At 73.8% G+C, this 25,691-nt stretch carries 21 protein-coding genes; 7 read left to right on the top strand and 14 right to left on the bottom strand.

Annotated features, from left to right (window positions below):
- Positions 1 to 56: 56 nt before the first annotated feature.
- The 9 genes from IE257_RS12185 to IE257_RS12145 form a co-directional block, all read right to left on the bottom strand.
- A complete protein-coding gene (locus tag IE257_RS12185; protein ID WP_229920293.1) occupies positions 57 to 854 on the bottom strand; it encodes a glycosyltransferase family 2 protein in 798 nt (265 codons plus the stop codon).
- A gap of 22 nt (positions 855 to 876) precedes the next feature.
- Positions 877 to 1,947, bottom strand: a complete 1,071-nt coding sequence (locus IE257_RS12180) for a hypothetical protein (protein WP_189967723.1) — start codon at positions 1,945 to 1,947, stop codon at positions 877 to 879.
- Positions 1,948 to 1,953: 6 nt separating this feature from the next.
- A complete protein-coding gene (locus IE257_RS12175) occupies positions 1,954 to 3,405 on the bottom strand; it encodes a lipopolysaccharide biosynthesis protein (protein WP_229920292.1) in 1,452 nt (483 codons plus the stop codon).
- Positions 3,402 to 4,151 carry a YveK family protein gene (locus IE257_RS12170; protein ID WP_189967721.1) on the bottom strand — a complete coding sequence of 250 codons (750 nt, stop codon included), beginning with the start codon at positions 4,149 to 4,151 and terminating at the stop codon, positions 3,402 to 3,404. Before IE257_RS12170 ends, IE257_RS12175 begins: the two co-directional genes overlap by 4 nt.
- A gap of 22 nt (positions 4,152 to 4,173) precedes the next feature.
- The gene (wecB, locus tag IE257_RS12165) at positions 4,174 to 5,316 is read right to left on the bottom strand and encodes a non-hydrolyzing UDP-N-acetylglucosamine 2-epimerase (protein WP_189967720.1); all 1,143 of its coding nucleotides are present in this window, start codon (positions 5,314 to 5,316) and stop codon (positions 4,174 to 4,176) included.
- Between the two features lie 4 nt (positions 5,317 to 5,320).
- Positions 5,321 to 6,577, bottom strand: coding sequence for a nucleotide sugar dehydrogenase (locus IE257_RS12160; RefSeq protein ID WP_189967718.1), 1,257 nt, complete (start codon positions 6,575 to 6,577; stop codon positions 5,321 to 5,323).
- Positions 6,577 to 7,347 carry a WecB/TagA/CpsF family glycosyltransferase gene (locus tag IE257_RS12155; RefSeq protein ID WP_189967716.1) on the bottom strand — a complete coding sequence of 257 codons (771 nt, stop codon included), beginning with the start codon at positions 7,345 to 7,347 and terminating at the stop codon, positions 6,577 to 6,579. Before IE257_RS12155 ends, IE257_RS12160 begins: the two co-directional genes overlap by 1 nt.
- On the bottom strand, positions 7,344 to 8,513 hold the full coding sequence (locus tag IE257_RS12150) for a hypothetical protein (RefSeq protein WP_189967714.1): 1,170 nt from the start codon (positions 8,511 to 8,513) through the stop codon (positions 7,344 to 7,346). Before IE257_RS12150 ends, IE257_RS12155 begins: the two co-directional genes overlap by 4 nt.
- Before the next feature lie 433 nt (positions 8,514 to 8,946).
- On the bottom strand, positions 8,947 to 9,546 hold the full coding sequence (locus IE257_RS12145) for an acyltransferase (RefSeq protein WP_189967713.1): 600 nt from the start codon (positions 9,544 to 9,546) through the stop codon (positions 8,947 to 8,949).
- A 357-nt stretch (positions 9,547 to 9,903) separates the two neighbouring features.
- On the opposite strand from IE257_RS12145, the gene IE257_RS12140 reads away from it, so the two are divergent.
- Positions 9,904 to 10,791 (top strand): ion transporter, encoded by an 888-nt coding sequence (locus tag IE257_RS12140; RefSeq protein WP_189967711.1) that lies wholly within the window; start codon positions 9,904 to 9,906, stop codon positions 10,789 to 10,791.
- Positions 10,792 to 10,810: 19 nt separating this feature from the next.
- Here the strand turns inward: IE257_RS12140 and IE257_RS12135 are convergent, their stop codons facing one another.
- The 4 genes from IE257_RS12135 to IE257_RS12120 are packed head-to-tail and all read right to left on the bottom strand — an operon-like array spanning position 10,811 to position 18,872.
- Positions 10,811 to 14,377, bottom strand: a complete 3,567-nt coding sequence (locus tag IE257_RS12135) for a pentapeptide repeat-containing protein (protein WP_189967709.1) — start codon at positions 14,375 to 14,377, stop codon at positions 10,811 to 10,813.
- Positions 14,374 to 15,510: an AAA family ATPase gene (locus IE257_RS12130; RefSeq protein WP_189967707.1), complete on the bottom strand. Its 1,137-nt coding sequence runs from the start codon at positions 15,508 to 15,510 to the stop codon at positions 14,374 to 14,376. The genes IE257_RS12135 and IE257_RS12130 overlap by 4 nt, the downstream gene beginning before the upstream one ends.
- Positions 15,511 to 15,564: 54 nt before the next feature.
- Positions 15,565 to 17,628, bottom strand: coding sequence for a VMAP-C domain-containing protein (locus tag IE257_RS12125; protein WP_189967705.1), 2,064 nt, complete (start codon positions 17,626 to 17,628; stop codon positions 15,565 to 15,567).
- A complete protein-coding gene (locus tag IE257_RS12120; RefSeq protein ID WP_189967703.1) occupies positions 17,625 to 18,872 on the bottom strand; it encodes an RBBP9/YdeN family alpha/beta hydrolase in 1,248 nt (415 codons plus the stop codon). Before IE257_RS12120 ends, IE257_RS12125 begins: the two co-directional genes overlap by 4 nt.
- Before the next feature lie 505 nt (positions 18,873 to 19,377).
- Between IE257_RS12120 and IE257_RS12115 the strand changes: the two genes are divergently transcribed.
- Positions 19,378 to 20,361 carry a trypsin-like serine peptidase gene (locus IE257_RS12115; RefSeq protein WP_189967701.1) on the top strand — a complete coding sequence of 328 codons (984 nt, stop codon included), beginning with the start codon at positions 19,378 to 19,380 and terminating at the stop codon, positions 20,359 to 20,361.
- 128 nt (positions 20,362 to 20,489) lie between these two features.
- Positions 20,490 to 21,092, top strand: a complete 603-nt coding sequence (locus tag IE257_RS12110) for a TetR/AcrR family transcriptional regulator (protein ID WP_189967699.1) — start codon at positions 20,490 to 20,492, stop codon at positions 21,090 to 21,092.
- A 171-nt stretch (positions 21,093 to 21,263) separates the two neighbouring features.
- Here the strand turns inward: IE257_RS12110 and IE257_RS12105 are convergent, their stop codons facing one another.
- Positions 21,264 to 22,211, bottom strand: coding sequence for an oxidoreductase (locus tag IE257_RS12105; protein WP_189967698.1), 948 nt, complete (start codon positions 22,209 to 22,211; stop codon positions 21,264 to 21,266).
- A 203-nt stretch (positions 22,212 to 22,414) separates the two neighbouring features.
- On the opposite strand from IE257_RS12105, the gene cbiE reads away from it, so the two are divergent.
- From cbiE to IE257_RS12085, 4 genes are all read left to right on the top strand, one after another.
- Positions 22,415 to 23,692, top strand: a complete 1,278-nt coding sequence (gene cbiE / locus IE257_RS12100; protein ID WP_189967696.1) for a precorrin-6y C5,15-methyltransferase (decarboxylating) subunit CbiE — start codon at positions 22,415 to 22,417, stop codon at positions 23,690 to 23,692.
- The gene (gene cobM / locus IE257_RS12095; RefSeq protein ID WP_189967694.1) at positions 23,689 to 24,438 is read left to right on the top strand and encodes a precorrin-4 C(11)-methyltransferase; all 750 of its coding nucleotides are present in this window, start codon (positions 23,689 to 23,691) and stop codon (positions 24,436 to 24,438) included. The genes cbiE and cobM overlap by 4 nt, the downstream gene beginning before the upstream one ends.
- Complete coding sequence (locus tag IE257_RS12090; RefSeq protein ID WP_189967692.1) at positions 24,428 to 25,189, top strand: cobalt-precorrin-6A reductase; 762 nt, start codon at positions 24,428 to 24,430, stop codon at positions 25,187 to 25,189. Before cobM ends, IE257_RS12090 begins: the two co-directional genes overlap by 11 nt.
- Positions 25,190 to 25,303: 114 nt before the next feature.
- On the top strand, positions 25,304 to 25,669 hold the full coding sequence (locus IE257_RS12085; protein WP_189967690.1) for a GNAT family N-acetyltransferase: 366 nt from the start codon (positions 25,304 to 25,306) through the stop codon (positions 25,667 to 25,669).
- Positions 25,670 to 25,691 lie beyond the last annotated feature (22 nt).

The following is a 25,691-nucleotide window of genomic DNA, read 5'->3' as shown; positions in this document are numbered from 1 at the left end:
GCCCGGCACCGGCGCCGTGCAGCCTGCCCGGCCGCGCAGTGCTTCGACGACAGGGCTCAGGGGCCGTCCCAGACGGTGTAGAAACTCGCCGGGTTGACCAGGTAGCGGACGGTCGGCCGGGGCAGGTGGCGGACCTCGTGACGGCGGCCGTAGCGGCGTACGAGTTCCCAGTCCTCCCTGGGCAGTACCTCGGGGGTGCGGCGCAGCCGGCTGAAGTACAGGGAGCGGTTGCGGCGCGCCACGAAGGCGTTGGTGTCGAGGAAGGCCTCGCGGGCGGCGCGGCGGCGGTCGAAGGGCACGGAGAGGACGTCGTGGTCCGTGCCGTCGGGCAGCACCCTGCGCAGCGCGGTGTAGACGGCGTCGGGTCCGCCGGGTGCCTCCAGCGCAGCCAGGGCCTGCTCCAGGTGGTCGGGCTCCCACAGGTTGTCGTCGTCCAGGAAGGCGACGTAGCGCGACCTGGTCAGCCGGATGCCGACATTGCGCACGACTCCGGCGGTCCCCGTGTTGCGGGCCAGGGACACCGCGAACAGCCGCGGGTCTGCGGGCAGTTCGGGAAGGCCGGCGCCGTCGTCGACGACGATGACCACCTGGTCGGTAACCGATTGGTCCAGGGCGGAGCGGACCGCCGCGCGCAGGGCGTCGGGGCGCCGGTGGGTGGGGATGACGGTGGCGACCAGGGCGGCCGGTGGCTCGCCCAGGTCGGCGGCGAGCCGGCGCGTCTCGGTGTCCTCCAGGCGGCGCAGCCGCAGCGCGGAGGGCGCCAGCAGGACCTTGTTCCTGGCTTCGAAGAGCACCAGCCAGCCGAAGGTCCGCTTGAGCAGTTCCCAGGGGGCCCGCGCGATCCGGCGCATCATGTGCTGTCGGTCCTCTCGGTGGTCAGGAGGCGGGTGGTGGGTCGACCGCTCTGCCGTCGGACATGCGGTTGCCCTTCCACACGTTCCCGGCGCCGCCCGCGTTCCAGGCGGTGGCCGCGCCGTAGGCGCCGCCGGCCGGGTGGTACTGCGTGGAGAAGACGTTGTTCGTGACCTGGATGCCGGTGGCGCCCGGGCCGCCGCCGTAGAGGGCATACGCTCCCCCGGCGAGCCAGTTGCCCTCGACGACGACGGAGGAGACCACTCCGGTGTCGGCGAACAGGCCCACGGCAGCGGTGGCACCCCGGTCCACCCCGGTGGGGTTGAGCAGGGTGTTGCGGCGGATGGTCAGCCGGCCCTTGTTGCCGCCTCCGCTGATCACGGCGTCGGTGTGCTGCCACTCGCCGCCCTGGTTGCGGAAGGCGACGAGGTCGTGGACGTAGTTGTCGTGCAGATCGCCCTGCCCCATGGACAGGGCGTTGCCGAACACCGAGATGTCGCACCAGCCGACCTCGATCGAGCTGCCGCCCATGTTGGAGACGGCGTAGTTGACGCCTCCGTTGTCGGGACCCTTGCCCGGCACGGCGGTGATCGTGGTGTGCAGGACCTTCAGTCCGCTGAAGCCGGGGCGCAGGTTGATGCCCCACCAGTTGGTCGAGGTGATCCTGCTGTCGATGACGGTGACGTCGTTGGCGTAGATGTCGAGGGAGCCCTGGATGTCCCAGCCCTTGATGACCGTGCCGTCCTTCTTGACGGACATGTTCCCGATGTCGTGCCGTTCCAGCCCGATCCGGGGGCCGGTGCTGTCGGCGTCGGGGAACCCGCAGGTGCCGGGCGAGGTGCAGGCCGGGGCGGGGGTGGCGGGCGGCGGTTCGCCCGTTCCCTGCGCGGCGGTCGGGGAGGGCGGGCCGGAGGTGGCCGGCGGGGCCGAGGGGACGAGTGGCGCCGTGGCGGAGGGTGTGGGGCTCCCGGTGGCGCCGGGGGCCGCCGAGTGCTCGCTCATGGCGGTGCGGTCCGCCCGGTAGAGGGTGAGGACGACGGCCAGGACCACTCCGGCGAGCAGCCACGCCGTCAGGCGCCTTCGGTGCTGGGTCACGGCGGCCTACCCCTTGAGTAATGCCCGGCCGGGCAGGATGCACAGGACGTAGCACAGGGTGCCGGCGGCTCCGGTCGCCAGGAGCGCGGGCACGCTGTCGCCCAGGTACCGCTCCAGGAGGAGGAGTACGGCTGCCATCACCGCTCCGCCGAGGAGGGGCCGGGCGCAGGCCCGGGCCACGGTGCCCAGGCGGATGCCCCCGCGGTGCAGGGCGAGGAGGAACACCGGCACCACGACGGCCCCGGCGACCAGGACGTGTCCCTGGGCCACGCCGACGATCCCGCCGGTGCGGGCGCCGATCACGAGGACCGGGATCAGGATGACCAGCCAGAGTCCCTGGACGCCGATGAGCGAGCGGCGGCGGCCGATCGCGACCAGGCAGTCGTAGGCGAGTTCGCAGCCGATGCGGACCAGGCCGAGTGCCATCAGCCAGGGCAGGGCCCGGGCGGCGGGCAGCCAGCGCTCGCCGTAGATCAGTTCCACGACGGGGGCGGCGAGGGCGGCGAGCAGGACGCAGATCGGTACGGTGCCGGCCATCACGACTCCGAGGGCGCGGCTGAATCCGGCGGCCAGCGCCTTCGGTGAGTCGGCCAGCCGGGAGAAGCCCGCGAAGGAGACGCGGCGGGCGGCCTCGGAAATGATGCGCACGGGCCAGCCGGAGATGTTGAAGGCGAGCACGTAGAAGCCGAGGGCGAGGGGGTCCAGGGCCGAACCCACCACCATGGTGTCCACGTTGACCACGCCGAGGGCGAGCATGCTGGCCCCGGCGAGCGGCAGTCCGAACCGGAGCAGCGCCCGGGCCTGTTCCCGGTCCCAGCCGAACCTGAGGGTGCCGGGGGCGGCGAGGCAGCAGCCGATGAGCGCGGCCGCATTGCCCACCACGGAGCCCCAGGCGAAGCTCATCGCTCCCCAGCCCTCGACGGCGAGGAGCAGGGTCACGGCGGTGCTGAGGACGAAGTTGAGGCCGTCGACGGCCATCCGCCGGCCCTGTGCGAACTCCCGGGTGAGGAAGCCGGCGGGCACCTGGGAGAGGCCGTCGAGGACCACGCACAGGCACATCACGCGCAGGACCCCGGATGCTTCCGGTGAGCCGAGCACCCCGGCCACCGCGGGGGCGACCGCGAACAGCACCGCGTAGAGCAGGCAGCTGGAGACGGCGCTGAGGGTGAGGACGGTCGGGGCGAAGCGGCGCGGGTCGCCCTCCCAGCGCACGATCGCCAGCGAGACGCCGAGTTCGTTGGCGGAGAGGAGGACCAGCAGGACGGTCTGGGCGATGCCGTACACGCCCCAGGCCTCGGGGCCGAGGAAGAAGCGGGCCAGGACGATGCCGGTCGCGAAGTTGCCGAGGCGCATGACCACGGTGTTGATCAGGCTCCACTTGGCTGCGGAGCCGACCTTGCGCCCCAGCGAGGGCGCTGCCGGGGCGGCGCTCTCGGTGTCCGCCGCGGGGCCGGTCACGACGATCCGGACGTACGGGAGCCGGCCGCGCCGGAGCCGGCCGGGTGGGCGACGGTCATGCGCAGGGTGGCCGTCGGGTCACCGGCGTCGCGGGCGGCCTGTTCGCCGCCCTCGCCCGGGGCGGGCCGGTGCTTGCCGGCCGCTGCCCCCCGGCGCCGCCGGGCCTCCACGAAGAAGGTGGCCACCAGGCTGAGTACGAAGCCCACTGCACCCGCCATGACCAGGAACTGGAGCCTGGCCTTGGTCTGCGCCTCGGGCTTCTGGGGAGGCACGATCGTGGCCATCCGGATCATGGCGTCGGGGGTCACGGACTGCTGGTTCTGGAACTCCAGCAGCCGCTTCTCGGCGTACGTGGTGAGGATCTCGTCCGACTTCAGCACGGCGGCCGGGTCGGTCCCGACGACGCTGAGCCACATGTAGGGGCCCAGCGCGTTGTCGGCGATCTTCGCCTCGTGCACTCCGGTGACGCCCAGGGCCTTGAGGTCGGCCTTGGAGTCGTCGGAGTTGAGGTTGCGGGCCAGGCCGTCGGCCATTCCGGTGAGCGAGGCCTGGGTGCTCAGGAAGGGGTTGCCGTCGAAGGCCACCGTGGCCTTCTTCGAGTTCAGCAGGGTCACCGTGCTCTGCGACCGGTACTCCACCGGAACCAGCAGGTACACGGCAGCGGTGAGCGCCGCCGTGATCAGCAGTCCGGGCAGCAGCACGTACCAGCGCCTGCGCATGACCCGCCAGATCTCCGCGAGATCCATGGTCTTCCCCTTCGAATTGCGTTTACAGCACGTGCTGTCGATCGGTGGCCGGCCCGCGCGACACGAGGTCGGTCGGGCGCGGCCGGGAATGCGCGGGCGGCCCGTCGAGCAGGACCGCGGCGATCCGCTCGCTCGCCCGGCCGTCCCAGAGTTCGGGGCAGCGCGGCGGGGGCGGATCGTCGAGGACCCGGTTCACGGTGGCCGTGATGCGCTCCGGATCCGTGCCCGCCAGCACGTTCGTGCCCTCCTCCACCGTGATGGGGCGCTCGGTGTTCTCCCGCAGGGTCACGCAGGGCACCCCCAGCGCGGTGGTCTCCTCCTGGATGCCCCCGGAGTCGGTGAGCACCACGCGGGCGGAGTCCTGCAGGGCGATGAAGTCGAGGTACCCGGCGGCCGGTACGGTCCGGATGCCGCCGGGCACGCCCAGCTCGGCCAGCCGCTCGGCGGCCCGCGGGTGCACGGGCAGCAGCAGTGGACAGCGGTCGGCGATCTCGCCCAGGGCCTTCAGCAGGCCGCGCAGCGCCCCGGGGTCGTCGACGTTCGCCGGCCGGTGCAGGGTGACCAGGCCGTATCCGCCGCGGGTGAGCCCGTACCGGTCCAGGATGTCCGACTGCCGGGCCCGGTCCAGGTTGGCGAGGAGGGTGTCGATCATGACGTTGCCGACGACATGGATCTGGTCCTCCCGGTAGCCCTCCGCGCGCAGGTTCACGGCGGCGTCGGGCGAGGGCGCCAGCAGGTAGTCGCTGAGCCGGTCGGTGGCGACCCGGTTGACCTCCTCCGGCATGCTCCAGTCACGGCTGCGCAGCCCGGCCTCCACATGGGCCAGCAGCGGGCCGGCCTTCGCGGTGACCAGGGCGCAGGCCAGGGTGGAGTTGATGTCGCCGACCACCACGACGGCGTCCGGGGCCAGTTCGTCGAGCAGCGGCTCGAAGGCGGCCATGACCCGCCCCGTCTGCTGCGCGTGGCTGCCGGATCCGGCGCCCAGGTAGCGGTCGGGCGGCCGGATGCCGAGGTCGCGGAAGAACACGTCGTTCATGGACTCGTCGTAGTGCTGTCCGGTGTGGACGAGGATCACCTCGGCGCCGCGGCGCTCCAGTGCGTCCATCACCGGCTTGATCTTCATGTAGTTGGGCCGGGCTCCGGCCACGCAGACGATCCTGGTCACGGGGTCAGAGCACCTCCACGGTGGGTCCGGAGACCCGGTTGCGGCAGTCGAGGACGAAGGAGGCGTGCTCGGTGACCAGCTGGTAGTCGAAGGAGTCGTGGTCGGTGAGCAGGACCACCACGTCGGCCGCCGCCAGTTCCTTGCGGGTCGGCTCGACCCGCACGAGACGGGCGTCGACCTTGATGCTCTCCACCACGTGGGGGTCGGCCGCGCGGACCTTGGCGCCCATGTCGAGGAGGAGCTTCGCGATGCGGACGGCGGGCGACTCCCGGGCGTCGCCGGTGTTCTTCTTGTAGGCGAGGCCCAGCAGCAGGATCTTGGAGCCGTTGACCGAGCGGCGCTTGGCGTTGAGCGCGTCGATCACGCGCCTCGTCACGTACTCGGGCATGTGGTTGTTGATGTCGTTGGCGAGTTCCACGAAGCGGAAGTTCTGGCCGAGCTCGCGCTGCACCCGCCAGTTGAGGTACGAGGGGTCGATGGGCAGGCAGTGGCCGCCGACGCCCGGGCCGGGGGTGAACTTCATGAAGCCGAAGGGCTTGCTGGAGGCCGCCTCGATGGCCTGCCAGACGTCGATGTCCAGGTGCCGGGCGAACATGGCGATCTCGTTGACGAGGGCGATGTTCACGTGCCGGAAGGTGTTCTCCAGCAGTTTGGCCAGCTCGGCCTCCTTGGGGGAGCGCACCGGCACGGTGGTGTCGACGAGATCCCCGTAGAAGGCCTCGATGGCCTTCAGGGACCGGGCGTCGACGCCGGACACCACCTTGGGGGTCTGCTGGAAGCCCCAGACGGTGTTGCCCGGGTCGATCCGCTCGGGACTGTAGCCGAGGTGGAAGTCGGCCCCCGCGGTGAGCCCGGAGCCGTCCTCCAGGATCGGCGCGAACAGCTCCTCGGTGGTGCCCGGGTAGGTGGTGGACTCCAGGATGACGGTGGCACCCGGGCGCAGGAAGCGGGCCAGGGTGTGCGCCGACTCCTCGATGTAGCGCAGGTCGGGGGCTCCGTCCTGTAAGGGTGTCGGGACGGTGACGACGGCGACGTCGAAGCCGCCGCAGTCCCGGGCCAGTTCGCTGGGGCGGTAGGTGCCGCGCGCCAGCGCGCGGGCCAGCCGTTCGGAGGAGACGTCCTCCACGTACGACTCACCGGCGGCGAGGCTCTTGACCCGCCGGGTGTCCACGTCGTATCCGATCACCTGGTGTCCGACCTCGGCGGCCCGGATGGCCAGCGGCAGTCCGACGTATCCCTGTCCCACGACGACGACGCGCATCAGTAACTCCTGTTCGCGGAAGGGGCGGACGGTGTGCGGTGGATGAGTTCCCGGACCGTCATGACGAGGAAGGCGGCGTTGGTGGTGAGGTAGCGCTTGCCGAGACGGCGCGGCTCCTGGAGGGTGCGGTAGAACCATTCGAGTCCCATCCGCTGCCAGACCACGGGGGCTCGCTTGGTGATGCCGGCGAGGATGTCGAAGGAGCCGCCGACGCCGTGGACCACGTGGGCGCCGGTGCGCTTGCCGTAGCCGGCGGTGAAGATCTCCTTCTTGGGCGAGGTCATGCCGAGGAAGAGCAGCCGCGCCCGGCTGTCGGCAATGGCGTCGGCGATGGCCTCCTGGTCACCGTCGCCGAAGTAGCCGTTGCGGCTGCCGGCCACCCGCAGTTTCGGGAAGCGCTCGGAGATCTGCCCGAGCATCATCTCCAGGACGTCCTCCTGGGCGCCGAGCAGGTAGACGGGGATGTCCGCCACCTCGGCAGCGTCCAGCAGTCGCATGAACAGGTCGATTCCCGCCACCCGTTCGGGCAGCCGGACGCCCAGCACCCGGCCGGCCCAGACCACCGCCTGGCCGTCGGCCAGGACCAGGTCGCAGCCGGCGACCGCCTCGGCGAGCATGGGGTCGCGCCGCATGTTGACCAGCTTGGCCGCGTTGACCATGCCGATCTCGATCTGTTCTCCGCGCCGCACCGCGTCCAGGCAGCGCTGCACGGTCTCGTCCATGGTCAGGGGGTCGAGCGGGACCCCGAAGAGGGTCTGCCGTCGTGTCATCTGCGGGGCCCTCCGAGCCAGGCGAAGAGCATCCAGCCGAACTCGTACGGACGGCACTCGCGGTCCACCGCGCCCGGCCGGAAGATCCGGTCGAGCGGTGCGAGGCGGGCGTGCGGTGCCACCCGGGTGGTGAGCCCGCGGGCGGCCCGGACGGCCTTCTTGGGGTCGCCGCGGTACACCTTGCGCCAGGTCACGCCGAAGTCCTCGCGGATGATCGGCTCCCGCGGGTTCCCGGTGGGATCGGCGAGTTCGGGCACGTCGGTCATCCAGCGCAGCCCGCGCCGGATCGCCGCGCCGAAGTCCGTTCCCCCGGCCTCGGCCAGGTCGAACAGGGCGGTGGGCGCCATCGCGTGCTGGTGCACGCTGTAGACCGGGTAGCCCTCCACCACGCCGCCCTCGCGGGCGTCGTAGTGCCACCACCACTGTCCGCCGTCGCCCTGCAGCCGGCAGATGCGGGCGGCGCAGGCGTCGGCGGCCGCGAGGGCCTCCGGGTCGTCCCCGCTCGCGTGCAGCCGGGCCAGTGCCTGCAGCGGATAGGTCTGGTCGGCGAAACAGGCCACGTGGGACCGGTAGCCGGGGACCAGGCCGGGTGCGGTGGCGTGCGGGAAGAGCGGGCTGTCGCCGACCCTCGCCGCGAGCAGCCGCCCGCGGGCCACCGCGAGGCGGTCCTCCACGTCCAGCACGGCGCGGGCGGCGGTGAGGGCGGAGAGCACCCAGGCCGCCTCGACCGTGTACTGCGGACGGCCGGGTACGTCCAGCGCGGCCACCCGGTCGAGCGCGTCGGCCAGTTTGGGGTGGCCGGTCTCCGCGGCGGCCCAGGCGATGAGCGCCGCGTCGCCGAGGTTCACCACCCCCGGCAGCCGCTCCACGAGCACGCCCGTGAACTCTGCGGCGGAGCGCCCGCCGAAGAGGGCCCGCTGGCGGTCCTCGGGCAGGAAGCGGGCGCCGAGCGCGGTGATGGCCGCGTACCGGGTGCTCGTTCCCCGCTGCTCCAGGCCGCGGGTGCCGTCGGGCGAGATCACTCCCGCCCTGGTGAAGACGAAGTTCTCGGCGTCCGGCAGGTACATCGCGGGCAGCCCCGCCTCGGCCAGCGCGAGCAGCCGCTCGGCGAGGGCGTGCAACGACGCGTCCTCGTGAGCCAGTGCTTCTAATCGTGTGGTGTTCATCGGGTCCCCATCCCGAATCCCCTGGTGCTCCCCGCACCCCGTATGTCCGAGCTGTACGGCTCCAACACACCTACCCCCTCTGATCGTTCTCCTCGGACGGACCTGGCGGTCGTCGCTCCGTGGAGGGGGACTGCGCATGACGGCGTCCGTGCCCGCGGCGATGTCACGCCGATGGCACGAACCGTCCGGAGCCGGCGTCTGGATCCCCCCAGCGATGCCTCGGACCGGGACACGTGTGATCGGCAGTGTCGTCGGGCGTGGTGGATCCACGCCGGACACGGCACTGCCATCGGTGCCCGCGTCGTACACAACCCCCCACTGAACATGGCCTGTTGCCTGCTCAGATCCCGTGTGCAGGGACACGTTATGCCCGCGGATGTTCGTTGATTGTGGTTTTGAGGAAATGCCGGTGCCCTAAATCGCCGACATTCCGTCAGGTTCGCTCGATGAGCGTCCCGTCCTTCTCGTCGTGCAGCGCTCCGGTGCGCGGGCACTCCCAGGTGCCCGGCTCACCCTCGCGCTCCACCAGCCGGACCCCGGCCCGCCCCACCCAGCCGATGCGCCGGGCCGGCACGCCCGCGACGAGCGCGAAGTCCGGCACGTCCTTGGACACCACGGCCCCGGCCGCGACGAGCGCCCAGCGCCCGACGCGCACCCCGGCCACGCACACCGAACGGGCCCCCAGCGAGGCCCCCTCGGCGACCACCACCCCGGCGGCCTCCCAGTCGCCGTCGCGCTTGATCCGGCCCTCCGGGTCGACCGCACGCGGGTAGAAGTCGTTGGTGAGCACCGCCGCGGGGCCGATGAACACCCCGTCGCCCAGTTCCGCGGGCTCGTAGACGAGCGCGTAGTTCTGCAGCTTCACGTGATCGCCGATCCGCACGCCCGGCCCCACGTACGCCCCGCGTCCCACGATGCAGCCGCGGCCGAGCCGGGCCTCCTCGCGGATCTGCGCCAGATCCCAGATCGTGGTTCCCTCACCGAGTTCGGCGCTCTCGTCCACTTGGGAGGAGGGTTGGATACGGACACTCACGGCGCGGTCCCCTTACGGCTGCGAGGCATGCGGAAGCACAGCTGCACGACGTACGGATGTACGTCATGCGGGTGTACGAAGCGAGCATATGCGCCGAAGGGTCACCTCATGCGCAGATCAACCGACTGTTCACGCAACGCACTTGACGCGGGCCGGGGGCGGGCCGGTCGGAGCAGGCGGTCGGGAACGGAACGGGCGCTGCGACCTGCACCCGCTGCCCCGAGAGCCCCGGCGCGGTCCCCCCGGCGCAGTACGGCGCATTGACGGCGGAAAGTGGTGAAACCCGATCGGCAGTGGGGCGTTAGAAGGCTGGGCCGCCGTTTCGCCCGCGGCTCAGACGCGAGTACGAGGAGCACCATGAGAAACCCGAAGCCGGCCGGACGTGGCCGGATGAAGCTGGCAGCCCGATGCCGGGTGGCCACGGAGGCCCCCGCCTTCGGGATGGTCGTCTTCTGCGCGATCCTGTTCAACGCCGCGCTGATGGGGGTGGAGACGTACAGCGGGCTGGCCGGGGAGTACCGGCTCGTACTCCAGGGCGCGGAGAACTGCTGCCTGGCCCTGTTCACCCTGGAGATGATGCTGCGCGTGGGCGCCTGCGCCGATCGGCCGAAAGCATTCTTCCGCGACCCGTGGAACCTCTTCGACCTCGCGGTCGTGGCCTCCGCCTTCATCCCGCTCGTCCGCGAGAACACCACCCTGCTGCGGTTGCTGCGCCTCGCGCGCGTCCTGCGCACCGCCCGCTTCCTGCCGCACCTGCGCATCCTGCTGGTCGCCGTCGGCCGCAGCCTGCCGGGCACCGCCAGCTTCCTCTTCGTCGGCGCGCTGGTGCTGTACGTGTACGCCATGGTCGGCTGGGTCTGCTTCGCGAAGTCCGACCCCGGGCACTACGGCTCGGTGGGGCGCGCCATGCTCACTCTCTTCCTGCTGACCACGCTCGACGGGCTGACCGACGCGGTCCGCGCGGGACTGCAGATCTCCCGGCTGAGCATCATCTACTACGCCTCGTACGCGCTGCTGGCCTCCTTCGTGCTGGTGAACGTACTCATCGGGGTCGTCCTCAACTCCCTCGACGAGGCACGCGAGATGGAGGACGAGGCGAATCGCGCCGCGGCATCGGACACGGACCCCGACGTCCGGGCCCGGATCGCCACGGCCCGCCGGGCCCTGGACGAGATCGAGGCCGGTCTGCCGGTGGCCGCCGAGCGGCCGGAGCGGCATCTGGAGGCCTCGCACACCGGGGCCTGAGTTCGGTGCCGGCGCCCGGTCAGGTGTCGCCGCGAGCGATCAGCCGGATGTTCCGGGCGCCGTGCGGAAGGTGCTCGACGCTCCAGCGGTCCGGCCAGCCGGGGAGAGGGGGTTCGGGGTCCCTTTTGAAGCGCACGCCCTGGAAGTGGACCCCGCCCCGGAACATGGCGTTGCGGAAGTCGGCCGACTCCTCGAACGTGGCATCGGAGCTCATCAGTTCGCGTTCCCAGGTCGCGGAGGCGAAGGAGACGGACCCGACGAACCTGGTCCCGCTCAGCCTGACCAGGCCGCCGAAAGCGGTCCGTGAGAAGTCGGCCGTCCCGGTCACGTGCATGGCGCTCAGGTCCGCCGCGTCCTCCAGCACGGCCCGCGCGAAGGACACGTCCCCCTGGAACACGGCGTTCGTGTACGCCGCCGGGCCGCGGAAAACCGTACGACGGAACCGGCTCGCCCCGTGGAAACGGCTCCGGTCGAAGGCGCTGCCGCCCTGGAACACGGCACCGTCGAAGGAGACCGGTCCCGCGAAGGTCGCCCCCACGAATGCGGCTCGGCTGCCGAAGACGGCCCGTACGAAGGAGGCGCGGTCCCCGAACTCGACGTCCACCCGGTTCCAGCTGTCCACGAAGAACGCCCGGTCGAAGGCGGCCGCTCCCAGCCGTGCGGGCGAGCCGTACCGCTCCAGTGCCGCCAGGAGCTGCGGGAGCAGACCGTGATCGAAAGTGGTCCCGCGGAAGTCGACCGGCGCTCCCGGTGACAGCGTCCCGAGGTGGGCCCGCCGCTGCTCGTCGTCCACGTGCGCCAGGCACCGCTCGTACCCGGGCAGCCGGATCCCGATGCAGCCCCACGGGTCGGCCGGGGCGGCGCCGACTCCGCAGACCGGCCAGTCCACGGCCTGCTCCAGCAACGCGCCCGCCTCCATCAGCACCTGCCCGAGGAAGGCGGCGGGCGGATGGTCGGCGGGGCACACCCATCCCTCGTCGGCCGCGCCCAGCCGCTCCAGGGGAAGCCGGGCGGGGGACCCGAACAGACCGTCCAGATCTCCGTGCAGCCGGTGGGAGAGAGCGAGTACGAGGGCCCCGGCGGGTTCGGTCCGCCGCAGCAGCCCGACGATCGCGGGGTGCCGGGAGAGCCGGAGGGTCTCCGCCGTCCCGGTGCCCACGGCCACGCCGAGGGTGGGCTGGACGCCGTCCATCCGCCGGTACCGGTGCCGGGCCAGTGCGCCGGGCAGTTCCGACAGGAGCCGGCCCGCCTTGGCATGGGCACCCGGCGCACCCAGTTCGAGGAGAACGGGCGCATCCGCCTCGCTCTCGACCAGCCGCCCGCTGACGCCCGTGTCCGTCATGAGCTCGACGAGCATCTCCCTCAGCTCCGCCTGCGGCGAGCTCCCGATCGGGACGATGCCGTCGGCGCCGGGCTGCACCGCCAGACACACCCCGGTGGCCGTGTCGTGCGACTGCCCGGCACCCTCCAGCACCGCGCGGAAGTCCGGTTGTTCCAGCAGGGCGTCGGTCAGCAGGAACACCATGCGGTTGGGCCAGACCGTGTGCACCACGCCGGCGAGCATGCCGTTCACGGAGACCGGGCCGCCCCGGAAGTGCGTCCAGCTCTCCGGTTCCGCGGAGAGCCGGACGAGTTCGCCGTTGCGGGCGCCGTCGTGCGGGGCCGCCGCGCCCGTCAGTGCGACCGGGTCTCCCTCGTCGGTGCGGCCGTCGATCCGCAGGCGGTCCGGGCCGTGGTGGCCCTCCGCCGTCAGCAGCCGCAGCGGCTCGGCGCACACGGCGGGGTCCACCAGGTCCTCGTCGGCCTGGAGCAGCAGCATCCTGGGCGCCGCGTCGTCCGACCACACCGTGCGGCAGGGGATCTCCCGGTCGCCGGGCCGCACCCAGGCCACCGCGCCCGGCGGCGGCTGCGCGTCGGCGACCGTGAGCACGAGTCGCGGCGTCAGCAGGGTGCCGACCTCCTGCGGTTCGGGCAGCGCGTCGTAGCGGACCCGGACGACCCGGTCGGCCAGGCCCGGATCCCGCGCAGGCCGCACCGCGAACGGCAGGGCGTCCTCCGCCACCCGGCGGCTGCCCTCCCGGCCCGTGGTGACGCGGGTCGCGGAGAAGGCCGGGCCCGTGCGCCGGTTGCGGGACATGAACTCCCAGACGCGGCGCCGCACCAGCTCCCGTACGGCGGCCACGTCCCCGCGCAGCTGCGAGCCGAGCAGGGTCTCCCGTACGCCGGGCAGGAACTGGAACTCCATCTCCGAAGGGTCCTGTTCGTCCCCCCACTCCTCGAAGAGCCCGCCGAGGGCGACCTCCGCCAGGTGGCCGTGCTCCGAGTCGCGCAGCAGGGAGCGCCGGACCAGGGTCATCACGGGCAGGGTGAGGGGTACGGCGGCCAGGTGGGCGGCGAGTTGCTGGGCCGTCGGGGAAGCGTTCGCCCGGAAGTGCTCCACCACGTCCAGGGCGCTGCGCCCGCCGCCGGGGGCGGGATCCGCCGGGGTGGCCGCGGTGCCGGCCGTCGCGTCCAGGCGCAGGCAGGCCAGGCGCCGCCACCGGCCGTCCCCGGAGACCACCCGCACCAGCCGGGCCAGGCTGCCGGAGGCGACGCCGACGACCGGGACGACGGCCGCCGCGGCCCGGCGGCGGCCGGCGCGGCGGGCGACCGGGATCCGCTGCCAGGAGCGGACGGCGGCGGCCGGCCGTTCGGCGCGGAGGGCGAAGGGGACGGGCCGGACGGCGCCGCGCGTCCAGAGGCGTTCGGGCAGGACGTTGAGGACGGCCACGGCGTTGTGCGCGCACCAGCGCCGGAGCACGCCCTGTACGGGGGCCTCCCGCCAGCCGCCCGCCACGGTGTCGGAGAGTACGAGGATCAGTCGGCGGCCCGCGGGGTCGGCCAGTTCCAGGGGGGTGCGGGGCGGACCGCCGTGGCCGCGCGTGACCATCGGGGTGGCGCCGGCTGCGGTGCCGGTCAGGTGCCAGGTGCGGACGTCACGGAAGACCCCGCTGCGGGTCAGGGCCCGGCGCACCTCGTCCACGTGGTCGGACCAGAGCAGCATGGAGTGGTGGGTGTCGACGACCAGTGCCAGATCCAGCCAGCGGCTCTCGGCGGGGCGCAGGACCGGGGTGGTCACCATGCGCTCGATGCTGCGTTCCACGGTGAGCTGCTCGTCCAGTTCCTCCCCCGGCCCGCCGATGGAGCGCCGGCCGACGGGCCGCAGCGCGCGCATGAGGGCGAGCGGGTCGTCGAGGGAGGCGGCCCGGGGCAGTCGCAGGGGGGAACCCCGGCGCCCGGCGCCGTCCTCGGCCGGTTGCCCGTCCGGGTCGCGCCGGGCGGCCGGGAAGAACTGGACCGGCTCTGCCCCGGCCGGGGTGCCCGGCTCGGGCAGGGGCCCCGCGGCCCCGGGTGACGGGGTGTCGGGCAGCGGTGGCGGCCGGCCCGGCGGGCCGGCGGCGCCGGGGTCCGCGGGCGTACGGGCTCCGCCCGGATCGACCCGGGCCGCCAGCCACAGGATGTCGGCGATCTCCTCCGCGCCGAGGCCGGCGTACGGAACGCTGCCGTCGGCGCCGTCGGCGAGGGCCGCGAGCAGCTTCTCGATCACGCCGTGGGCCCGGTCAGGTGCTGCATGACGGTGTCGAGGAAGCGTTCGCGGTCCGCGGGCGCGGACCAGGCGCCGGCGAGGCGGAGCTGGATCGCGTTGAGGAGCTGGTCGGTGGCCAGGTCCCCGTCCTCGCCGCGGTCGAGGAAGGCCCGGACGAGGTCCTGGTACTCCTCGCCGGACGCTACGTCGACCCCGAGCCGACGGCGCACGATCCGGGCGAGTTTGTCCGGTCCGGGCGGCTCCAGGTGGAGGCGGACGCAGCGGCGCAGGAAGGCGGGCGGGAAGTCGCGTTCGCCGTTGCTGGTGAGGACGACGATGGGGAAGTAGCGGCACTGGACGCGGCCCTGGGTGATCCGTACGACCGCGTCGGGGTCGTCGTCGGTGCCGATGGCGACGGCGGGGTCCTCCTGGGCGAGGCGGGCAAGTTCGGGGATCAGGAAGCCGCCGTCCTCGAAGACGGTGAGGAGGTCGCCGGGGAGGTCGATGTCGCTCTTGTCGATCTCGTCGACGAGCAGCACGCGGGGCCGGTCCTGCGGCAGCAGGGCGGTGCCGAGCGGTCCGAGGCGCAGGTAGCGGGAGATCGAGGGCGCGGAGGGGGTGTCCTCCACGGGCGCCCCCGCGGCGGCCCCCGTCGCGGTCGCGGCTGCGGTCCCGGCGGCGGTCGCGGCTGCGGTCCCGGCGGCGGGCAGCCCGCCCGGCGTGCGCAGCTGCTCCATCCCGGCCTCCTGGAGGCGCCCGACGGCGTCGTACAGGTACAGCCCGTCGCGCAGTACGGTCCGGCTGGTGATCGGCCAGTGCAGGACGGGCCCCAGGTTCAGGTCGGCGGCGATGCTGTAGGCGAGGGTGGACTTGCCGACGCCCGGTTTTCCGGTGACCAGCAGCGGCCTGCGCAGGTGCAGGGCCGTGTTGACGACGTCCTTCTCCGGCTCGTCGGGTACGTATCCCTCGCCGCGCCCCGCCGTGCGCTGCCAGGCCTCTCCCGCGCACCCGGGCGGCGCGTATCCCGGGTCGAGCGCGCCGCCGAAGTCCCGCCAGGGTGGCGGGGATCCGGCCTCCAGGCGGGCGCGCCGGGCCGCGCCCTCGCCGTTCCCGTGGTACAGCCACCAGTCCTTCGCCACTGCCTCTGCCTCCATCTTCGGTTTCGCCGTCCGTCGGTGGTCGGGGGTCGGGGGTCGGGGGGTCGGGGGTCAGGCCAGGGACCGCAGGCCCGGCATGTCGTCGGGATCGTCCCACAGGAGTACCAACCGGTCTCCCCCTGCGGGTGGTTGGTGGGCGCGCGCGGCTCCCGCGGCCGCGCCGACGGCCGCCCGGCGCACCTCCCGCACGCGTGCGGGCAGGGCGAGTACGTCCAGTGCGCCGGGGTCGGGGCGGCCGTCCGGCCCGGCCGGGGCCAGCAGGTCGAGGAGGGCGGTGGCGGGTGCGCCGCCCCCGCGCCGCCACACGGCCACCGGGAGACCGCCTTCGAGTACGGCCTCCAGCAGTCCGGAGTGCGGGGCGGCCGTCGTGTGGGCGAGCACGCAGGCGGGCTCCGGCCCGGCGGCCAGTTCCATGCCGAGCGTGTCCGTGACCTCGGCGTCCGTCACGACCCGTACGGCATCGGGGTGCCGGCCGCCCCGGTCGTGGAGCCAGCGCCAGGTGGCGTGCCACTCGGCACGGGTGTCGGCCCGCTCGTCCGGGCAACGCACCACCACCTGGTGGAGCAGGCCGAGGGCGCGGCGCCGGCCGACCGGGCCGCGGGGTACCTGCCACTGGTCGAAGTCGGCGTCCAGCAGTTCGTACGGCACGTGGAACTCGACGCGGTCCACCGCCTCGTGCATCTGCTGCCCGGCCGCGGCGCCGGGTCCCGACGCGCCTCCGGCAAGGGCGAGTTGCCGGACGAGTTCCTCCCGTACCTCGTCCAGCGGTACCGGCTGACCCTCCGACTCCCATATGTGCTGCATGCGTTCGCCCCGCAGCCACATCCGGGCCAGGAACCCGGACTCGCCGCCCGGCGGCGTCTCCAGCCGAACGTGCAGGACCTTGCGGCGGGCCGGGGGCGGGGGCGGCCGCAGCACCGGCAGGGCGAGGCGTTCGCGGGTCGCGCGCACCCAGTCCGTCAGCCGGTCCGCCCAGCGCACGTCGCCCGCGGCGGCGGCCCGGTCCGCGAGGAACCGTACGAAGGGCACGGCCAGCGGCATCCCGTCGCACCCGCCCTGGCGTTCGTCCAGGTCCTGGACCACCTCCAGCAGGTCGTCCCCGGGCAGGCCGCCGCGCGCCGGGGTGGTGCAGCCGGCCGCCTTGAACGCCCAGGCGTAGGCCTCGTAGGCGCAGCGCGGCAGTTCGCGGCCCTCGAAGAGCTCGCCGAGCGCGTCCCAGGCCTCCTGGTCGAGGCGGGCCGCCCCGGCCGGTCCGGCGCCGGACAGCTCGTCGTCGAGGAAGGAGCAGGCGTCCCAGTTCCGGTCCACGATGAACTGGGGCAGCTGCCAGCCCTCGCCGCGCTCGCGCAGTTCCTGGAAGGAGCGGTGGATGCTGAGGGCGGCGCCGGGCAGGCCGCTGACACTCTCCCGGACGGACCGGCCCCCGAGTTCGCCGAGCAGGGCCTCGGTGAACCGGCCGGCTCCGCGCTCGGGATCGTTCCGGGCGACCTCGCCCTCGCGGGAGGCGTACAGCCGGAACTGCCGGCGGCCCGGGACCGTACTCCCTCCGCCGTAGTCGTTGTTGCCGAAGTTCCACCGGGCGTCGCGGGGCGCGTCGACCCGGCAGGAGTCGACGAGTGCGGCCTGGAGCGGGAAGCTGCGCTGTCCGACCAGGTCGGTGCGCCACCAGCGCAGCGCCGAGTCGAGGTTGAGGTGCCTGATCAGGCCGCTGCTGGCGTCGGCGCAGGGCAGCATCAGCTCCTGGCGCGGCCCGAGGTAGCCGTGTCCGGCCCAGAAGATCCACAGCAGGTCTCCGTCGCACTTCGGGAGCTCGTCGAGCAGCGCCGCCTTCACGTGTTGCTCGGTCGCCGGCCGGTACGCGCTGCGCAGGGCGGCCATGCCCGGGGAGTCCGGCCAGTCGAGGGCGTCGGGGTCCTCGAGCGGTGAGAGCAGCAGCCGGACGTTGCCGGGCGGCACCTCGGCCGGGCCGGTCAGCCACCGGGCGAAGCGCAGGGCGTCGCGGGCCGGACCGCGCAGGTTCCAGCGGGGGCTGATCTCGTAGCGCTCGACGCCGGCGACGAGCGCGAAGGTGCGCTGCGGGCCGAGGGCCGGGGGCAGGAAGTCGGCGGGGGTCACCCGATCTCCGCTTCGGCCACCGCCTGTTCGATGCGCGCGTAGAGGGAGTCCTGTTTCCAGTAGGCGCTGTGGCAGGCGGGGAAGGGCTGCCGGCTGCGGACCTCGTGGTCGGTGACGCGCGGGTCGCCGGGGAAGACGGGCCCGGCGAGGTAGGCGAGCACGTCGTGGCGGTCGTAGACGTTGAGCCAGCGCGGGAAGCCGTAGGGGAGCTTCGCGCCGGGTTCGAGCGCGGTGAGCGCGCCGAGCTCGTAGAGGAACGGGGCCTGCGAGCCGACGGTGACCAGCAGCTCCGCCCCGGGGACGGCCTCGCCGCGGGCTGCGGCGAGGGTGAGGAGGTCGACCAGGGCTATCCCGCCGAGGCTGTGGCCGATCAGTACGGTCGGTCCCGGCTCGGCGGTGATCCGCTCGTGCAGGAACTCCCGCAGCTCGCGGCCGCGGGACTGGTAGCGCAGGATGTCGCCGAGCACGGGGGTGGCGCCGACGGTGAGCGAGCCGCGCCGGGCGTTGAGCAGGGGCTGGGTGGTGACCCGCAGGGCGAGCCGGCCGAGGACTGCGGCCACGCGGGCGCCGGGGACGCGGCCGTCACCGCCGAGGCGGGCGGTGAGCAGTTCGACGAGCCGGTCGCGCTCGGTTCCGGTGCAGTCGGCCTCCTCCCCCGCGGCGGCGAGGGCGGCGGCGGTCACGGCCCGGGCGAGGGCGGTGGCCAGCTCGCGGGCCTGCGGTTCGTCGGCGGCGCGCTCGCCGGCCCGGGCGGCTTCGGCGGAACGGGTGGTGGAGTCCAGGGCGGCGGCGAAGTCGGCGGCGAGGCCGGTGCCGTGCAGCAGGGCGCCGAGCTCGTCGCCGGTGCGCGGCGGCTCGGGCGGCAGACCTTCGAGCAGCCCGAGCACCCGGGCCCCGGCGGACTGTACGCCGGGCATCGCGAAGGGGTCGTCCGCGCTGTCCCCGTCCGCGCCCTGCGGGCCCGCCTCGGCGAGGACGCGCAGCTCGCACAGCGGGTCGGCGAGCAGCAGCGCCCATTCGGCGGTCTCCGCGTCCGCGGGGTCGGGTGCGTCCTGAGGGCCGGGGCGCAGTCCCGGTACGGAGCGGCCGCCCGCGCCGAGGGTCGCGCCGAACCGGTCGCCCCAGTAGCAGGAGTCGACGGCAGCGTCGGGGAATCTCGCCGTCAGCCGTTCGTGGACCTGCGCGAACAGCCGGTCGTGCCGCTCGCGCCGTACCCCCGTACCGTGAACAAAGAGAAAACGCATCGCAGCCCGGCCCCCTCGCGCAGTCGTCCCCCGCCCGGCACCATAGCCCGGCACGGGCAACACGGGCCATGGAACGCGGAGTTCGGCACGCCGGCCCGGCAAGATCCGGAGGAGACGGCCTCGCCGCGCGGCACCACCGTCCCCAGGACCCGGGCCAGCGGGTACCAGTCGGCGGAGACCACCGTGGCGTGGCGGCCGGCGAGGAGCGCGAGGCGCTCGCGGGCCTGGGCCTCGGTCGGGCGGGCGGGCGGGCGGAGTCGATGGCGGGGGCGACGTTGTGGGCCGCATGCTCATCCTTCGGACTCCCGTCGATCGCGCCGTCGATCATGTCCATCCCAAGTCGCGAGGAGGGTAAGGGGGTTGGATGACCCACGGAAGGCGAGAGGGGGACGTGCACACGGCGGTGCGGCCGGCTGTGAGAACGGACACGTCCCGTTCCCGGAACCCGAGCCGCCGCTCCCCCATCGAACGAAGCGCCGGAAAGCGTCTGGGGCGGGAGAAACACATGGTCGGCAGGGTTGACGGGCGGGACCGGGAGCGCAGACGGAGCCGGGTCCCCGCACGGGGATCCATGGTCGTCGGCCTCCTGTGCACCGTGGTCCTCGCGGGCGTCGGGTACGCCGCCTGGGAGCTGCGGGGCATCGCCGCCAACCGCGCCGACGGCGATCCGGCGCAGGGGGTCTACCAGCAGGACCCGGAACGCGCCGACAGGACGGCGGCCGCCGTGCTGGACGGGATCGTCCAGGACGCCCCGGAACCGCCCACGGACGGCAAGGCCTTCGCCGACGGCGGCCCGGCGCCGGACTGGCGGTACGCCGGGTGGCAGCCCTCCGACCCCCTGGAGGCCCGGCCCGCCCCGGCCGAACCCGCCGTCGGCGCCCTGTTCTCCCCCGGCGGCGACGGCGACCCCGACCACCACTGCTCGGCCGTCGTGGTCCACTCCCCCGGCGGCGACCTGATCGCCACCGCCGCGCACTGCGTGTACGCCGGCGGCTTCCGCACCAACCTCGCCTTCGCCCCCGGCTACCGGGACAGTGTGGCTCCGTACGGCATCTGGGTGCCGACCCGGATCGACGTGGACCCGCGCTGGACGCAGGACCAGGACCCCGACCACGACGTCGCCTTCCTCCGGCTGCGCCGGCCCGGCTATCCCGGCCAGCGGCTGGAGGACGTCACGGGGGCCATGACCCTGAGCCTCGGGGCCGAGCTGCCCGCGCCGGCCCGGCTCGTGGGCTATCCGAACTTCTCCGAGCAGCCGCTGGAATGCCGGAACACCGCCGTCGCGGCCGGCCCGACACAGGTGCGGCTGGACTGCGCCGACGTGCCCAACGGCACCAGTGGCGGTCCGGTGACGACGGGCCGCAGCACCCTTATCGGGGTGATCGGCGGCCGGGACGGGGGCGGCGACGAGGAGACCTCGTACAGCGTCCGCTTCGGCGACGGCGTGCGCGCCCTGTACGAACGTTCCACCACGTCCCCCGCACCCTGACCGACCCACCCACGCCGGTGGGTGCCTCCGGAAAGGCCCTCCGGTTCGGCGGAGTTGCTAGGCTCGTCGCGCAGCGCCGGCGCACCACAGTGCGGGCAGCGCAGGACGCAGACCGACGGGACCGCACCATGTCTCCAAAGCAGCAACGCGGCGAGGCCACCGTCGACCTGCTCCTGACCACCGCGCTGCGGGTGTTCGCCGAATCCGGCCAGCAGGGCTTCACCGTGAACTCGGTCGTCTCGGCCAGCGGGGTCAGCCTCGGCAGCCTCTACCACCACTTCGGCAGCTTCGACGGCCTCGCCGCCGCCCTCTACATCCGATGCATGGACCAGCTGTGCGACGACATGGTCGCCGCCCTCACCCGGTGCCGTACCGCCCGTACGGGAGTGCACGCTTGGGTGACGGCCTACCTGACGTTCACTCAGGAGCACCGGGACGTAGCGCTGTTCCTGCACGCCTCCGCCTACTCCGGCTATCTGGTGGCGCACGCAGAGGAGATCGGCGCGGCCAAGGCGGACAAGTTCGCGGCCATCATGCAGTGGCTGGGGGTGCGCATGCAGCGCGGCGAGATCGCTCCGCTCCCGGCCCCCGTGATCGAGGTGCTGGTCATGGGCCCGCTCGCCGAAGCGGCCCGGCGCTGGCTGTCCAGCACCTACGAGATCGACCTCACCGAGGCCGCCCGCTACCTCCCCGACCACATCTGGCGTTCCCTGCGCCCCGATCCCGCCTGACCCGATCCCGCCTGACCCGATCTGGGTGGTTGTCCGGCTCGTCGTCGTTCATGCCGCAGATTCTGCTGCGCCCGAGGCGCCGCGGGGCAGGCACGGTTCGGGGCGCCCGGGGGCAACCCGGGGGCGGACGGGATCACATGGGGCGCCCCCGCAGCGACCCTCTCGGCCGGATCAGCGCGGCAGGGCGGCGTACGAGACCCCGGTCAGCTTCTCGGAGGCGGCCCACAGCAGCTCGCCGGACCGGTCGTCGAGGGTCCACCCGGCCCGCCAGAACGGCGCGGGCGCCCCGCGCCAGCCGAACCGAGGTCCGATGAACGCGTCCGGCCGGACCCCGGGCGCGGTCGCCGCGTAGAGGGTGGGCAGCGCGCCCGAGGAGGTGGGCTGGGCGAGGACCGCGTTGCCGAAGGCCGCCACCCGCGAGTTGAGGGTGGGGCCCTCCAGCTTGGACGCCCCGGAGTGCAGGTTGCTGGAGGCGTAGCCGGGGTGGGCCGCGGCGGCGGTGATGGGGGAGCCGGCAGCCGTGAAGCGGCGGGACAGCTCGTGCGTGAAGAGCAGGTTGGCGGTCTTGGAGCGGCCGTAGGCGACCCAGCGCCGGTAGCCGTGCGCGCCGCCCGGGTCGGCGAGGTCCGTCGCGGCGGGGTCGATCCGCCCCAGCACGTGGAAGCCGCTGGAGACGTTGACGATCCGGGCCCCGGGCGCGGCGGCGCGCAGGCGCGGCAGCAGCAGCCCGGTCAGGGCGAAGTGCCCGAGGTGGTTGACCCCGAACTGCGTCTCGAAGCCGTCGGCGGTCCGTCCGTACGGGAGCGCCATCACACCGGCGTTGTTGATCAGCAGGTCCAGGACGCCGTACCGGCTCCCGTAGGCGGCGGCGAACTCCCGTACGGAGGCCAGGTCCGCGAGGTCCAGCGCCATGAACTCCGCCTCGGCGCGCGGTACTTCCGCGCGCAGCCGGATCACGGCGGCCCGGCCGCGGGCCGCGCTGCGGCAGGCCAGCACGACCGAGGCGCCGCGCCGGGCGAGCTCGCGGGCGGCGATGTAGCCGATGCCGCTGTTGGCGCCGGTCACCACGGCCGTCCGGCCGCTCTGGTCGGGGATGTGCGTGGCGTTCCAGCCGGGCATGGCGACTCCCTCGTGAAGCGGTGGGTTACCGAGGGTAGTCCGAGGTGGCTCCGCGAGGGCCCGCAGGGTGCTCGGAGCGTGTTCGGAGGGTGTTCGGCGGGTGCTCCGACGGTGTTCGGAGGGTGGGCGCGGACCCCGGATCCGCAGGCCAGTAGGCTGCGGGTCCGCCCGCTTTCCCCATCCCGTCCCCGAGGAACCGCGCAGTGAGCTCCCCGCCGCCCCCCCTGCCCGTTTCGGTCGTCGGCCTCGGCGCGGACGGCTGGGCCGGGCTCTCCGGCGCCGGCCGCTCCGCGCTGTCCTCGGCCGAGGTCCTGATCGGCGGGCCGCGCCAGCTGGACCTGCTGCCGGCCGCCGAGTGCGCCGGTGAGCGGGTGGCCTGGCCGAGCCCGCTGCGGCCCGCCGTGCCGAAGCTGATGGCCGAGCACGCCGGCCGCCGCATCGCGGTACTGGCCAGCGGCGACCCCATGTTCTACGGGATCGGCCGCGCTCTCGCCGAGGAGCTCGGGCCGCGGTCCCTGCGGGTCCACCCGCATCCCTCCTCGGTCTCCTACGCCTGCGCCCGGCTGGGCTGGCCGGTGGAGGACACCGAGGTGGTCACGGTGGTCGGCCGCCCGGTGGCCCGCCTGGCGGCCGCGCTCCACGAGGGGCGCCGGGTGCTGGTGCTCAGCGCCGGAGCGGGATCCCCGAACGAGATCGCCGCCCTGCTGCGCGAGCGGGGCTTCGGCCCGAGCCGGATGCGGGTGCTGGAACAGCTCGGGTCCGAGCGCGAGGACACGTACGAGGGGCACGCCGACGGCTGGGACCACGCGCCCGGCGACCCCCTGAACGTGGTGGCGCTCGACTGCCGCCGCGACCCGGCCCACGACGCACCGCGCCTCGGCGCGACCCCCGGCCTGCCGGACACCGCGTACGAACACGACGGGCAGCTCACCAAGCGCCACGTCCGCGCCGCGACCCTGTGCGCGCTGGCCCCGGCCCCCGGCGAACTGCTGTGGGACATCGGCGGCGGCTCCGGCTCCATCGGCATCGAGTGGATGCGCACGCACCCCTCGTGCCGGGCCGTGACGGTGGAGCGCGTTCCGGAACGGGCCGGGCGCATCACCCGTAACGCGGCTGCGCTGGGCGTACCCGGCCTGCGCGTGGTCATCGGCGCCGCACCGGAGGCACTGGCCGGGCTGCTGGCCCCGGACGCCGTCTTCATCGGCGGCGGACTGACCGCCCCCGGCCTGCTGGACGCGGTCTGGGCCGCGCTGCCCCCCGGCGGCCGTCTGGTGGTCAACACCGTCACCCTGGAGTCGGAGGCGGCGCTCACCGAGCGCTACCGGCGCCACGGCGGCGAACTGGTGAAGCTCGCCGTCGCGCACGCCGTGCCGGTCGGCGGTTTCACGGGGTGGCGGCAGGCGATGCCGGTCACCCAGTGGTCAGTGACGAAGTCGGACGGCTCCATCGCCGGGTCGACCGAGGAGAAGGATCGAACATGACCGTGTACTTCATCGGTGCGGGCCCCGGCGCCGCCGATCTGATCACGGTGCGCGGCGCCCGGACCCTGGCCGCCGCCCCGGTCTGCCTGTACGCGGGCAGCCTCGTACCGCCCGAGCTGCTGGCCGAGTGCCCCGCGGACGCGCGGCTGGTCGACACCTCGCAGCTGAACCTGGACGAGATCGTCGCCGAATGCCTACGGGCCCACGCCGCGGGCCTGGACGTGGCCCGGCTGCACTCCGGCGACCCGTCGATCTTCAGCGCCGTCGCGGAGCAGATGCGGCGGCTCGACGCGGCCGGCATCCCCTACGAGGTCGTCCCGGGCGTGCCGGCCTTCGCCGCGGCGGCCGCCGCCCTCAAACGGGAGCTGACCGTCCCCACCGTCGGGCAGACGGTGATCCTGACCCGGATCGCCCAGCAGGCCACCCCGATGCCGCCCGGCGAGGACCTGGCCACGCTGGGCCGCAGCGGCGCGCTGCTGGTGCTGCACCTGGCCACCCGCTACGTGGACCGGGTCGTCGACGAGCTGCTGCCGCACTACGGGGCCGAGTGCCCGGTGGCGGTCGTGGCGATGGCCAGCCGCCCCGACGAACTGATCCTGCGCGGCACCCTGGCCGACATCGCCGAGCAGGTGAAGGCGCACGGCCTGGTGCGCACCGCGGTCATCATGGTGGGCCGCACGCTCGGCGCGGAGCAGTTCCGCGACAGCCACCTGTACTCGCCCGAACGCGACCGGCATGTCTGCTGAACCGTCCCCCCTCCCCGCCCACCACGTCCTGATCCTCGGCGGCACCACGGAGGCCCGCCGCCTCGCGGAGGCACTGGCCCCCGACCCCTCGTGCCACGTGACCACCTCGCTCGCGGGCCGCGTCGCCTCGCCCGTGCTCCCGCCGGGTGACACCCGGATCGGCGGCTTCGGCGGTATCGCGAGCCTCGCGGCCTGGATCGTCGCCCATGACGTCACCCGCGTCATCGACGCCACCCACCCCTTCGCGGAGCGGATGAGTTTCCACGCCGCCGAGGCGCAGGCGCTCACGGGAGTCCCGCTGCTGGCACTGCGGCGCCCCGGCTGGACGCCGGAACCCGGCGACGACTGGACCTTCGCGGAATCCCTCGCCGATGCGGCCGCGCTGCTGCCCGGCCTCGGCTCCCGCGCGTTCCTGACCACCGGCCGGATGGGCCTGCACACCTTCGCGCACCTCACCGACACCTGGTTCCTGGTGCGTTCGGTGGACCCCCCGGCGGCGCCGGCTCCGCCGCAGCTCGAAGTGCTGCTCGCCCGGGGCCCGTTCACCCTCGACGACGAGCGGGAGCTGATCGCCCGGCACCGGATCGACGTCCTGGTGACGAAGGACAGCGGCGGCTCGGCCACCGCCCCCAAGCTCACCGCGGCCCGCGAGGCCGGTATCCCGGTCCTCGTGGTGCGCCGCCCTGCGGTACCGCAGGGCGTACCGGAGGCGGACTCGGTCGAGGCCGTCCTCGACTGGCTGCGAGCCTAGCCCCGTTCGGGGCGGGCCGTCGGCTCCGCCTGTGGAGCGCGCCGGGCGCGGAGCGGTTCCGCCCTGGGGGAAAACGGATTGCCCGGAGGGCGGGGCTCACGTCGGGTGGGAGGCATGACCGCACTGCACACCGACCGCCTCGTCCTGCGCCCATGGCGGGACTCCGACCTCGACCCGTGGGCGGAGATGAACGCCGATCCCGAAGTGCGCCGACACCTGGGCGACCTGCTCACCCGCGGGCAGTCCGAGGCCTCCGTGGTGCGGTTCCGGGCCGCGTTCGACCGGCGGGGATACGGCCTCGCCGTGACGACGGCCGGCAACCTCCGCTCCCAGGCGGTGATGCAGCGGATCGGCATGACCCGGGACCCGGCCTGCAACTTCGACGACCCCGACGCGCCCGAAGGACCGCTGCGTCCGAACGTGCTGTTCAGGCTGGCCCGTGACGCGGCAGCGGAAGTCGGCGCGCCCGCGGCCGGCTGAGGCACCCCGAGGCGTTCGGCCC

This window comes from Streptomyces avidinii (assembly GCF_014650695.1).
GTDB lineage: Bacteria > Actinomycetota > Actinomycetes > Streptomycetales > Streptomycetaceae > Streptomyces > Streptomyces avidinii.
The sequence above is the reverse complement of the archived record's forward strand: the minus strand, read 5'-3'. Positions and strand labels throughout refer to the sequence as shown.

Coding starts and splice junctions, on each gene's coding strand:
- IE257_RS12185 (WP_229920293.1), bottom strand. CDS start 854: ATGATGCGCCGGATCGCGCGGGCCCCCTGGGAACTGCTCAAGCGGACC.
- IE257_RS12170 (WP_189967721.1), bottom strand. CDS start 4,151: ATGGATCTCGCGGAGATCTGGCGGGTCATGCGCAGGCGCTGGTACGTG.
- IE257_RS12160 (WP_189967718.1), bottom strand. CDS start 6,577: ATGCGCGTCGTCGTCGTGGGACAGGGATACGTCGGACTGCCGCTGGCC.
- IE257_RS12155 (WP_189967716.1), bottom strand. CDS start 7,347: ATGACACGACGGCAGACCCTCTTCGGGGTCCCGCTCGACCCCCTGACC.
- IE257_RS12150 (WP_189967714.1), bottom strand. CDS start 8,513: ATGAACACCACACGATTAGAAGCACTGGCTCACGAGGACGCGTCGTTG.
- IE257_RS12140 (WP_189967711.1), top strand. CDS start 9,904: ATGAGAAACCCGAAGCCGGCCGGACGTGGCCGGATGAAGCTGGCAGCC.
- IE257_RS12130 (WP_189967707.1), bottom strand. CDS start 15,510: ATGGAGGCAGAGGCAGTGGCGAAGGACTGGTGGCTGTACCACGGGAAC.
- IE257_RS12120 (WP_189967703.1), bottom strand. CDS start 18,872: ATGCGTTTTCTCTTTGTTCACGGTACGGGGGTACGGCGCGAGCGGCAC.
- IE257_RS12115 (WP_189967701.1), top strand. CDS start 19,378: ATGGTCGGCAGGGTTGACGGGCGGGACCGGGAGCGCAGACGGAGCCGG.
- IE257_RS12110 (WP_189967699.1), top strand. CDS start 20,490: ATGTCTCCAAAGCAGCAACGCGGCGAGGCCACCGTCGACCTGCTCCTG.
- IE257_RS12105 (WP_189967698.1), bottom strand. CDS start 22,211: ATGCCCGGCTGGAACGCCACGCACATCCCCGACCAGAGCGGCCGGACG.
- cobM (WP_189967694.1), top strand. CDS start 23,689: ATGACCGTGTACTTCATCGGTGCGGGCCCCGGCGCCGCCGATCTGATC.
- IE257_RS12090 (WP_189967692.1), top strand. CDS start 24,428: ATGTCTGCTGAACCGTCCCCCCTCCCCGCCCACCACGTCCTGATCCTC.
- IE257_RS12085 (WP_189967690.1), top strand. CDS start 25,304: ATGACCGCACTGCACACCGACCGCCTCGTCCTGCGCCCATGGCGGGAC.